This is a genomic window from Dyella sp., assembly GCF_035508675.1.
Lineage (GTDB): Bacteria > Pseudomonadota > Gammaproteobacteria > Xanthomonadales > Rhodanobacteraceae > Dyella_B.
The window spans coordinates 1-11,465 of sequence record NZ_DATJMN010000326.1 but is presented as its reverse complement, the minus strand read 5'-3'; the positions used below and the strand labels follow the sequence as shown (position 1 = coordinate 11,465).

The window sequence follows — 11,465 nt, the reverse complement described above, 5'->3', positions numbered from 1 at the left end:
TCGACCTGCACCACGGGGGCCGTCGTGCCCCCGCTCTTATCAGACGCGAAGGACCCGAACATGTCGTTCTGGCCGGATTGACGGTCGCGCAGATGCTGCTCGGCGACTTTCATCGCATTGGGCAGTTGCAACATCAGGCTGGCGCGGTTGGGCGCCAGCGCGTCCAGTGCGCCGGAGAGAATCAAGGCTTCCAGCACACGGCGATTGAGCTTGGTGGAATCGACGCGGCGACAGAAATCGGCCAGGTCCTTGTATGCGCCGCCTTTGCGGCATTCGTCGGCGATCGCCTCGCAAGCACCCTGGCCCACGCCCTTGATGGCTCCGAGGCCATAGCGGATCACCTTGGGTTCGACCGCCACGAACATGAACTCGGAAGCGTTCACGTCCGGCGGCAGGATGGTCAGGCCGATCGCACGTGATTCGTCGAGGAAGGTCACCGCCTTGTCGGTGTTGTCCATGTCCGACGAGATCGTCGCGGCCATGAACTCGGCGGGGTAGTGCGCTTTCAGCCACGCGGTCTGATAGGAGACCAGCGCGTAGGCGGCGGCGTGCGACTTGTTGAAGCCGTAGCCGGCGAATTTTTCCATCAGGTCGAAGATGGAGTCGGACTTTTCGCCGCTAAGTCCATCCTTGGCGGCGCCTTCGCGGAACTTGGCCCGCTCCTTCGCCATTTCCTCGACTTTCTTCTTGCCCATCGCGCGACGCAGCAGGTCAGCGCCGCCGAGCGAGTAGCCGCCGACGATCTGCGCCATCTGCATCACCTGCTCCTGGTAGACCATGATGCCGTAGGTCTCTTTCAGGATCGGCTCGACGCGCGGGTCGGGATATTCCACTTCCTCGCGGCCGTGTTTACGCGCCACGAAGCTGGGAATGAGATCCATCGGGCCGGGGCGATACAACGCCACCAGCGCGATGATGTCTTCGAAGCGGTCGGGTTTTGCATCCTTGAGCATGCGCTGCATGCCGGAGGATTCGAGCTGGAATACCGCGACGGTCTGCGCTTTTTTCAGCAGTTCGTACGGCGCGGGATCGTCGAGCGGCAGGGCGGCGATATCCAGTGGAGACTCACCGCTTTGCGCGCGCCGTTCGTTGATTGCCTTCACCGCCCAATCGATGATGGTGAGCGTGCGCAGGCCGAGGAAGTCGAACTTCACCAGGCCGACAGCTTCCACGTCGTCCTTGTCGTACTGGGTTACCACGCCGCCGCCGCCGGCTTCGCAATACAGCGGGGCGAAATCGGTGAGGGGTGTCGGGGCGATCACCACGCCACCGGCATGCTTGCCGGCGTTACGGGTGAGGCTTTCCAGTTTCAGCGCCAGATCGATCAGCGACCTGGCTTCTTCATCCTGTTCGTAGAGATCGCAGAATTCCTTGACCACGCGATCGGTTTCTTTCTGCGATTTTTCCGAACGGCCCAGCGCATCGGAAAGCGTGAGATCGAGCGGGCGCGGCGGAATCAGTTTCGCGATACGGTCGACCTGGTTGTAGCCCATGCCGAGCACGCGGCCGGAATCGCGCAGTACCGCCTTCGCGGCCATCGAACCGTAGGTGATGATCTGGCTGACGTGGTCGCGGCCGTATTTGCGCGCGACATAATCGATCACTTCGTCGCGGCGATCCATGCAGAAGTCGATGTCGAAGTCCGGCATCGATACGCGCTCGGGATTCAGGAATCGCTCGAACAGCAGGTTGAATTGCAGTGGATCGAGATCGGTGATCTTCAGCACCCACGCCACCAGCGAACCGGCACCCGAGCCGCGGCCCGGACCGACTGGAATGCCGTGCTGCTTACCCCAGTTGATGAAGTCCGCCACGATCAGGAAGTAGCCGGGAAAGCCCATCTTGATGATCACGTCCAGCTCGCGTTCCAGGCGCGCCTCGTAATCGGCGAGCGTGTGGCCCGGCGCCAGGGGCGCGCTGGCGAGGCGCTCCTTCAAGCCTTCGCGTGCGATCTCGCGGATGTAGCTGGCCAGATCGTGACCTTCCGGCACCGGGAAGTTCGGCAGGTAGTAGGTGCCGAAGCTGAGTTCCAGATTGCAGCGCTTGGCCAGCTCAACCGTGTTCTCCAGCGCCTCGGGGAGGTCCGCGAACAGCTCGGCCATCTGCGCGGGCGTTTTCAGGTATTGCTGCTCGCTGTAATCACGTGGGCGTTTGGGATCGGCCAGCACCCGGCCCTGGTGAATGCAAACGCGTGCTTCGTGCGCTTCGAAGTCTTCTTGCTTCAGAAAGCGCACGTCGTTGCTGGCGATCACCGGCAGATCATGACGGGTGGCAAGCGTCAGTGCTGCGTTGTTCCAGGTTTCTTCGCCTTCGCGGCCGCAGCGCGTGAGTTCAAGGTACAGGCGATCAGGGAACAGGTTCGTCAGCAGGTGTAGGCGCGGCGCGGAGGCGTCCGTGCCCTGGTTGACGGCGGTGCGGGCCACTTCGCTTTCGCGGCCCAGCAGCGCAATCAGGCCGTTCGTCGCATTCGGCGTGAGCCATGCCGCGTCGACCAGTGCGCGGCCACCTTGCTGGCCTTCGCGCCAGGCACGGGAAACCAGGCGGGAAAGGTTGAGATAACCGTCGTGGTTCTGGCACAGCACGGTCATGCGCCATGGGCGCGGATCGTCCGGGGAGCTGATCCACAGGTCGCAACCGCCGATCGGCTTGATGCCGGCCGCGCTGCAGGCCTTGTAGAACTTCACCAGGGCGAACATGTTGCACTCATCGGTGAGTGCGACAGCAGGCGTACCCGCCTGCACGGAGGCAGCCACCAGCGCTTTGATGCGGATGGTCGAGTCGACCAGCGAATACTCGCTGTGCAGATGCAGATGAGCGAAACGGACGGACATGGCTCGCACGCGAAGCAATGGCTCAGCCTAGCGAGCTGGTGGGGTGTGGGCAAGCGTTGACAAGAGCCGGGAATCATCAACCGTAACGGGTTAAGAGCCGCAAGCTTGCCGGACCGCGCTCTTACGATTCCCGCTTCCCCAATCAATGCACCCTGAAGCGTTCATCCGCCACGATCGGCTCGATGTAATGCGAAAGACCTTCCACATTCAGTGGCCGCAAGTTGTAGTCGACGTGCTGCAGGTGCAGTTCGGTGACGTCGGGTGGCGGCACGGTCTTGGGTGTGCGCTTCTGGGTGGTTGATGTGGGTGTTCGGCGACGGAAAGGAAGCATCATGACACCCTCCTCGAAAGCCCGATGTCTGATGGGTCGCGTGAGCATCGGACGGTTATGGCGCGTCCCTGCAGGATGAGCGCTGCGTTTGCTTTACATGCCGACGCAGCGGCGTTCCGAGTCCATTCCTATACCTGCTCTGATGCGCGCGCAATAGGCAAGGTTGCAGGGTCTGGTGCATGTCGCACAGTTTGAAAAAACGTCTTGCGTACGTTCAGCGTATTCAGAATAGCCGGCCCTGGTCGAGCAGCAGTTTGACCGGCGCAAAGCTGCGCCGGTGTTCGGCGCAAGGGCCTAGCCGTTGTAATGCGGCCAGATGGCCGGGCGTCGAATAGCCCTTGTGCGCGGCAAAACCGTAACCCGGATAGTGCCCATCCATCGCGACCATCAAGCGATCCCGGCTGACCTTGGCGAGAATCGACGCGGCGCTGATGGACGGTTCCAACGCATCGCCACCGATGATGGCGCGGGCAGGGCAGGGCAGGTCCCGCGGCAGTTGATTACCGTCGATCAACGCTTCGGTCGCGGCGGGTGCCAGGCCGCGCAAGGCACGGGTCATACCCACCATGGTGGCCTGGAAGATGTTGATGCGATCGATTTCCTCGCGCTCGATCACCACCACGCTGTATGCCAGCGCGCGTTCCACGATCAGTGGGAACAGCGCCTCGCGTTTTGCCTCGCTGAGTTTTTTGGAATCGTCCAGGCCTTTGATGCGGCGCCGCTTGTCGAGGATCACCGCCGCCACGACCACGGGGCCTGCCAGCGGGCCGCGGCCGGCTTCGTCCACGCCCGCAACCATAACCTGCTGGATGACTGCATGGGCGGCTTGCGTGGCGGATGCAGGTAATGGTCGAGCGGCTTCGGCAATATCCATGACGGGAAATCCGGGTTTCAGCGCGTCATCGTAGCCGGGGCGTCGATCAATTCAATGATCGCTGCCGCCGCATGATCGCCGGCATGCCCCGGCAAATGGCCGCGCAGGGCTTCGTGCAGTTGTTCGAAGGCCGCGACGACGGCGCCACGCCGCTCGCTGTCGCGGAACAATTGCAGCGTGGCCTGCGCGAGCTTTTCGGCGGTGAAGTCGTCCTGCATCAGTTCGGGCGCCAACAGCGCGTCCCGGCCCAGGCCGCAGGCGCGGGCAAGGATGTTGGGCAGGGCGTAGACGTCGGTCTTGAGCATGTTGAACAAACGCGCGATGCGATAGCTCAAGGGGGATACGCGATAACCCACCACCATCGGTCGCTTGGCGAGCATGGCTTCCAGCGTCGCCGTGCCCGAAGCCAGCAACACGACGTCGGCGGCGAGCATCGCCTCGTGGGCGTGGCCGTCGAGCAGGATCGGCGCGGTTTCGTCGCGCGGTCCCCGCCCGAGCATGGTCTTGAGCGTGGCCAGCGCGCGCGAATTCGCGGCGGGAATCACGATGCGCAAGCCAGGGATGGCGGCCGCCATTCGCCGTGCCGTATCCAGGAAGATCGCGCCCATGCGTTCCAGCTCGGAATGGCGGCTTCCCGGCAGCAGGGCCAGTACCGGCACGTCCAGCGGCAATTGCAGCGCGCGGCGCGCGGGCACGCGGTCGGACACGAGCGGAAAGCGATCGGCCAGCGGATGGCCAACGAAGCGGGCATCAATGCCGTGGCGTGCGTAGATCGGCGGTTCCATCGGGAACAGGCACAGCACGCGATGCACGCTCTGGCCGATCTTGTCGGCACGCTTTTCGCGCCAGGCCCAGATCGACGGGCTGACATAGTGCACGATGCGCAAGCCTGCTTGCTTCAAGCGGCGTTCGAGGCCGAGATTGAAATCGGGTGCATCGATGCCGACCACGATGGCAGGCTTGGCCTTGAGCAGGCGCGCGATCAGTTCCTTGCGCAGCTTCAGTAGTCGCGGCAAATGGCTGATCACCTCGGCAAAGCCGAACAGCGAGAGCTCGCGGATGTCGTACCAGGATTCGAAGCCATGCTCCTGCATGCGGCGGCCGCCGATACCGGCGAAGCGTGCCTGCGGGTAGTGCCGGCGTAGTGCCGCGATGAGATCCGCGCCCAGTTGGTCGCCGGAGTCTTCACCGGCGATGAGGACAATTAGCGGAGCTGCGGCATCAACGTGCATGGTGACATCTGGAGCCGAAGCCCGTGTCTGATTTGACGATATGCGGGGCGCATATCGTCATCTTGCCAACCCGCGCTCACTGCGTTCCAGAAACTCCAGCATGGCGCGCACGTCTTCGCTTTCCTTGGCCTGGGCGACGAGTTGTTCGCGCGCCTCGGCGAGCGACAGGCCGGAAGTGTAGAGCGTGCGGTAGGCGCGCTTGATCGCGGTGATGCGTTCCGGCTCGAAGCCGCGGCGCTTGAGACCGGTGGTGTTGAGCCCGCGCGGCCGGCCGGCCTGGTCGTTGGCCATCATCAGGAACGGCGGCACATCGGCGCCAAGCAGGCAGCCCATGGCGATAAAGGCGTGCGCGCCGACCTTGCAGAACTGGTGCGCGCCGGAATAGCCGGCGAATACGGTCCAGTCGCCGACTTCCACATGGCCGGCCAACGCCGAGTAGTTGGAGAAGATGGTGTGGTTGCCGATCTTGCAATCGTGCGCAACGTGTACGTAGGCCAGCAGCCAATTGTCGTTGCCGATGCGCGTGACGCCGCCGCCTTCGCCGGTGCCGCGGTTGATGGTGACGAATTCGCGGATCAGGTTGCGGTCGCCGATCACCAGTTCCGTGCGTTCGCCGCCGTACTTCATATCCTGCGGATCGCCACCGAGCGAGGCGAACTGCGCAATGCGATTGTCGCGGCCGATCCTGGTGGGTCCCTGGATGACCACGTGCGGCCCAATCAGCGTGTTGTCGCCGATTTCCACCTCGGCGCCGACGACGGTGAAGGCGCCGATGCTGACATGGTTGCCGATGACGGCCGAGGGATCGATTTGCGCGGTCGGGTGAATCATTTATCCGACCTCGCCGCACACATCAATTCACAGCTAGCCACTTCGCGGCCATCCACCAGTGTGCGCGCTTCGAACAGACCCATGCTGCGCAGCAGGCGCTTGAGCTTCACTTCCATGCGCAACTGGTCGCCCGGTATCACGGGCGCGTTGAAGCGGGCGTTGTCGACCTTGGCAAGATAGAACAGGGGGCTGGCCGAACCGCCTTTCAGGCGCGAGCTGATCTGGGTGAGCAGGCCGGCCGATTGCGCCATCGCCTCGACGATCAGCACGCCGGGCATCACCGGGTGGCTGGGGAAATGGCCGTTGAAAAACGGTTCGTTGATGGTGACGTTCTTCAGTGTCACCACGCTTTGTTCGGGCACGATCTCGATCACGCGATCCACCAGCAGGAATGGATAGCGGTGCGGGAGCAGTTCTCGAATCTGCTCCACGCCCACCGGCAGCGTGATCGAGGTGGTGTTGTCAGTCATCGTTCTTATCCTTTTCCAGCGCCGACAATCGGCGCGCGTACTCGTCCAGGTGCTTGAAGCGCGCAGCATTGCGGCGCCACTGTCGGTTCTCTTGCAGCGGCACCCCGGAGGAATACTCGCCGGCCTCCCGAATCGAATGCGTCACCAGGCTCTTGGCCGTAATGGTAACCCGGTCGGCCACTTCGAGATGGCCGAGCACGCCGGCGTTGCCGCCGATCATGCAATAACGGCCGATTTTCGCACTGCCGGCCACGGCGGCACAGCCGGCCATGGCGGTATGTGCGCCGATGTAGACGTTGTGGGCGATCTGGATCTGGTTGTCCAGGCGCACGTCTTCTTCCAGCACGGTGTCGTCCAGAGCGCCGCGGTCGATGGTGGTATTGGCGCCGATTTCGCAGTCGTCGCCGATGCGCACCCCACCCAGTTGCGGCAGCTTCACCCAGTGGTCGCGATCAAAGGCGAGGCCAAAGCCATCCGAACCTATCACCGCGCCGGGATGTGCCAGCACGCGTTTACCCAGCGTCACGCGGATCACCAGCGTCACGCGTGCGACCAGTCGCGATTGCGCGCCGACGATGCAATCCGGGCCGATGATGCAGTGCGGGCCGAGCACCGCGCCGTCCTCCACTACCGCGCCATCGTCGATGACACAGCACGGTCCAACACTCGCGGATGGGCTTATGCGTGCGCCCGGCGCCACGACGGCCGTGGGATGCACGCCTGGCGCTGCCGCGGGAAGGCGTTCGAACAGCGCCGCGATGTGCGCGTAGGCCACGTAGGGATCACGGGCAATCAATGCGGCGGTGGGGCAACTCTCGGCCGCCTCGCGATGAAGCACCACCACGCCGGCACGTGTAGCGGCCAGTTGTGCGGTGTATTTGCTGTTGGATAGAAAGCTGAGCTGGCTTGGCCCTGCGCCGGCCAGCGTGCCGACGCCGTCGATGATGCGTGCACCATCGCCACGGCATTCCAGGGCGAAGCGTTCGGCAAGTTCGGCGACGCTGTATTGGGTCGTGCTCATCCAGGGCTCCAGGCAACCGCCGCATTGTAGGGTGCGGTCCCTGCGGCATGCATCATTTTGCGGTGGCATCCGCGGGCTACAAAAGAAAGCGCGGCATGGCCGCGCTTGCTTCGGGTGATCCTTGCGGGCCGCCTTAGAACTGGCTGCCGAAGGTGAACTGGATGCGTTCTTCGTACTGGCTGTCGCCGGGTTGCGTACGGATCGGCGTGCCCAGGCTGATGATCAGCGGACCGATCGGCGCCTGCCAGTGCAGCGAGATACCTACGGAGGCATCGAGCTGCTTGGCGCTGAAGTTCTGCACGTTCTGGTAGGCCTGGCCCACATCCATGAAGAGCGAGACACGGGCGGTATTGATGTCCTTGAGGAACGGCAGCGGCAGGTACACCTCCGCCGTGCCCAGCACTTTGAAGGCGCCGCCGATCGGCTGCGCATAGTAATACGGGCTGTTGGCGCAAAAACCGGTGGGGGAGGGCTTGATGGGCGTGCCATCGGTATTGGCGCCGCCGCAAGCGCGCGGACCCAGGGTGTTGTCCTGGAAGCCGCGCAGGTCGGTCACGCCACCCGCATAGAAGTTCATCCAGAACGGGAAGGCGATGGTCTGGCCAGCCTTGTAGCCGACTTGAGAATTCCCGCCGCTGGCCGGCGCGTAATCGGAGGTGGTATCAGCGTACTTCTGATTGCCATAGGTATCGCCGTAGCCGACCTTGCCGTCCAGGTACAGCACGAAACCCTTCCAGAGCGGCCAGTAGTGATTGGCTTCGGCGTTAAAGGTCCAGTACTGCACGGTGGAGCCGGGTAGCGCCACGTTCACGCCGGCGGTCAGCTGGCCGCCGTGCGTCGGTGCCCAGTACGAGTTGCGCGTGTCGTGGACCCAGCTCAGCGAACCGGTCCAGGTGTGGATGGTCTGATGGCCCAGCGCGTTGATGTAGTCGACCAGCACCTGCGGCGTGTAGCCTTCGTAGGTGTTGATCTTGGTGCTGCCGATACCGAGGCTGGCGCTCAGGCGATCGAAGTCGGTGATCGGGACGCCGAGGGTGGTGGAGAGCGACTTGGTGCTGTTCGAATAGCTGGCGTACTGGTCACCCAGGCTGCTGTAATCGGCCTTCGAGAAGGTGGCGTTGTAACCGATGCCGATGCCGTTCTCGGTCAGGTACGGGTTGTAATAGCCCGCGTTGATCGAGGTGAGATAATCGCTGCGCTCCGCGCCGATGGTGAAGCGGTCGCCGGTGCCGAGGAAGTTGTTCTCCGATACCGAGCTGGACAGGATGATGCCCGAGTACTGCGAATAGCCCACGCCGAAGGTCAGGCTGCCGGCGGATTGTTCTTCCACCTTCACCGTCAGGTCGACTTCGTCGTCGCTGCCGGGTACGGTCTGCTTGTCGATCTTCACGGTCTTGAAGAAGCCCAGCTGTTGCAGGCGGATCTTCGAGCGGTCGATCGCCGCCTGCGAATACCAGGAGCCTTCGAGCTGGCGCATTTCACGGCGCAGCACATCGTCTTCCGTGCGTGTATTGCCCTGGAAGATCACACGGCGCACGTACACGCGCGGACCGGGCTGGATGTACCACGTGACGTCGACGGTCTTGTGCTCTTTGTCGAGCTTGGGCACCGAGTTGACCTTGGCAAAGGCGTAGCCGATGTTGGCCAGCAATGCCTTGATCGAGTCGGAGGTGGCCTCGACCGCACGACGGTTGAACAGGTCGCCGTCCTTCACGAACACCAGCTTGCGCAACGTCTCTTCCGGCAGGATCAGCTGGCCGAGCAGGTGGGTGCCGGAGATATGGTAGATATCGCCTTGGACTACGTCGGCGGCGATGTACATCGCGCGCTTGTCCGGCGCAATGGTGACTTGCGTGGAATCGATGCTGAAGTCGGCGTAGCCGCGATCCATGTAGTAGGACTGCAGTTTCTTCAGATCGCCGGAGAGCTTGTCCTGGGAGTACTGGTCGTTCTTGGAGTACCACGACAGCAAGTTGGTGGTGCCCGATTCGAAGCCCTTCTCGATTTCCTTGTCGGTGAAGGCGGTGTTGCCGACGATGTTCACTTCCTTGATCTTGGCGACCTTGCCTTCGCGGATCTCGATATCGACGGACACGCGGTTGCGATCGAGCTTGGTGACGTGCGGGATCACCGACACGTTGTATTTGCCGCGGTTGTAATACTGGCGGATCAGCTCCTGCTGTACGCGGTCCAGCGCCAGTCGATCGAAGGTTTCGCCCTCGGCCAGGCCGATGTCCTTCAGACCCTTCTTCAGGTCGTCGGTCTTGATGTCGTGATTGCCGCGGATGTTCAGCTTGGCGATCGACGGGCGCTCGGTCACCTTGATCACCAGGATGTTGCCGTCGCGGTCCAGTTCCACGTCGCTGAAGAACTTGGTGTTGTACAGGGCGCGGATGGCCTGCTGGGCTTCATCGGTGGTAAGCCGGTCGCCCTTGTTGATCTGCAGGTAGTTGAACACGGTACCCGCGGAAATGCGGTTCAGGCCCTCGATGCGGATGTCGGAAACGACGAAGGGTTCCAGCGCGAACGCGCTGGTGGAGAGGGAGGCAAGCAGGATCAGGGCGGCGATACGCTTCATCGTCGATTCCGTTGTGTTATTCGGACGGGACGGCCATCTGGCCATCCCGCTGCATTTTTTCCAAAGCCGGTGTCATCCCGGCCTCATGTTGTTCCCCCCACTTGCGATGGCAGCGCCGGCAAAAACACCGGGTGCCACGCAGGACGAGAGGTTTGCCACGTGATAGAACGATTGCGGCCAGCCACTCAACCATCGCAGGTTGCAGGCGGTGCGCATCCGTATCACGAGGGCAGGATGATGCGATGGATGTCGTTGTAGAACGCCAGCCCCATCAGCGTGAACAGCAAGGCGATGCCCACGTACTGGCCCGCGATCATGGTCCGCTCGCTGACCGGGCTGCCTTTGATCAGCTCGATAAGGTAATACAGCAGGTGGCCGCCATCCAAGACCGGGATGGGCAACAGGTTGATGATGGCCAGGCTGAGCGACACCAGGCCGAGGAATTCCAGGAAGCGGTCCAGGCCGGCCTGGGCGTACATGTTGGCAGCTTGGGCGATGCCGATGACCCCGGACAGGTTTTTCGTCGATGCCTCACCCGTGACCATCTTGCTGACCATGGTGAAGGTGTCGGTGGTGCGCTGCCAGGTCATGGCGAGCGATTCGGCGAGCGCCTTGATGGGACCGTAATGCTGGATGGCCAATTCCGAGGGCTGGGCACTGATCCCGATCTCCCAGCGTGGCGTTGAGCCGCCTTCCGATTGCATGCGCGCTTTGACCGTGAAGCTCATCGGTTTGCCGTTGCGCTCGGCATCCACGGACAACACCGGCGATTTCGATGCAGCTGCTTGGATTTGATCGCCGAGATCGTAGAAGTCCTTTACGGCGTGGCCGTTGATTCGCACAATCCGGTCGCCTGCATGCAGGCCGGCCTGTTCGGCGGGCGCCTCAGGGGTTACGGTGGCGGCGATGGCCGGCGGCGGAGCGAGTTGCAGGCCCAGTTTGCCCATGTATTGGGCCAGGTCCTCGCCCGCTGGCAGGCGATTGAGCGGTAGCACCAGCGCTCGCTGGGTGCCATCTGCGCCACGTACGGTTATCGCCAGTGGCGTACGGCCCAGCAGGCCGTTGGCGATGGCATCCAGGGAGTCGGTCCAGGTGCTGACCGGTGCGCCGCCCACGGTGAGCAGGCGATCACCGGCCTGGATGCCGGCCTGCGCGGCGATGCTCTGCGGCGCGGCGGTAACTATCGGCGCGGCGTCCGTGCGGCCGAGCACGAACATCAGCCAGAACGCGGCGATGGTGAAGATGATATTGAAGCCTGGACCGGCGGCCACGATGGCGATGCGTTTCCAGAGCGGCT

At 63.0% G+C, this 11,465-nt stretch carries 9 protein-coding genes; all 9 read right to left on the bottom strand.

From position 1 onward, the window contains the following. Positions 1–2,831 (bottom strand): DNA polymerase III subunit alpha (gene dnaE / locus VMA74_RS17385; protein ID WP_325369242.1); only part of this gene is annotated, 2,831 nt, incomplete at its 3' end. A gap of 142 nt (positions 2,832–2,973) precedes the next feature. Further along, positions 2,974–3,165: a hypothetical protein gene (locus VMA74_RS17380; protein WP_325369240.1), complete on the bottom strand. Its 192-nt coding sequence runs from the start codon at positions 3,163–3,165 to the stop codon at positions 2,974–2,976. Between the two features lie 220 nt (positions 3,166–3,385). Next, positions 3,386–3,961: a ribonuclease HII gene (gene rnhB / locus VMA74_RS17375; protein ID WP_325369244.1), complete on the bottom strand. Its 576-nt coding sequence runs from the start codon at positions 3,959–3,961 to the stop codon at positions 3,386–3,388. A 92-nt stretch (positions 3,962–4,053) separates the two neighbouring features. Beyond that, a complete protein-coding gene (gene lpxB / locus VMA74_RS17370) occupies positions 4,054–5,268 on the bottom strand; it encodes a lipid-A-disaccharide synthase (protein WP_325369238.1) in 1,215 nt (404 codons plus the stop codon). A 57-nt stretch (positions 5,269–5,325) separates the two neighbouring features. Then, positions 5,326–6,099: an acyl-ACP--UDP-N-acetylglucosamine O-acyltransferase gene (lpxA, locus tag VMA74_RS17365; protein WP_325369236.1), complete on the bottom strand. Its 774-nt coding sequence runs from the start codon at positions 6,097–6,099 to the stop codon at positions 5,326–5,328. After that, the gene (fabZ, locus tag VMA74_RS17360) at positions 6,096–6,569 is read right to left on the bottom strand and encodes a 3-hydroxyacyl-ACP dehydratase FabZ (RefSeq protein ID WP_325369234.1); all 474 of its coding nucleotides are present in this window, start codon (positions 6,567–6,569) and stop codon (positions 6,096–6,098) included. The genes lpxA and fabZ overlap by 4 nt, the downstream gene beginning before the upstream one ends. After that, on the bottom strand, positions 6,562–7,590 hold the full coding sequence (gene lpxD, locus VMA74_RS17355) for a UDP-3-O-(3-hydroxymyristoyl)glucosamine N-acyltransferase (RefSeq protein ID WP_325369233.1): 1,029 nt from the start codon (positions 7,588–7,590) through the stop codon (positions 6,562–6,564). The genes fabZ and lpxD overlap by 8 nt, the downstream gene beginning before the upstream one ends. Positions 7,591–7,723: 133 nt before the next feature. Continuing rightward, a complete protein-coding gene (gene bamA, locus VMA74_RS17350) occupies positions 7,724–10,168 on the bottom strand; it encodes an outer membrane protein assembly factor BamA (RefSeq protein ID WP_325369231.1) in 2,445 nt (814 codons plus the stop codon). Positions 10,169–10,389: 221 nt separating this feature from the next. After that, positions 10,390–11,465: RIP metalloprotease RseP (rseP, locus tag VMA74_RS17345; protein WP_325369229.1), on the bottom strand; the 1,076-nt coding region annotated here is incomplete at its 5' end.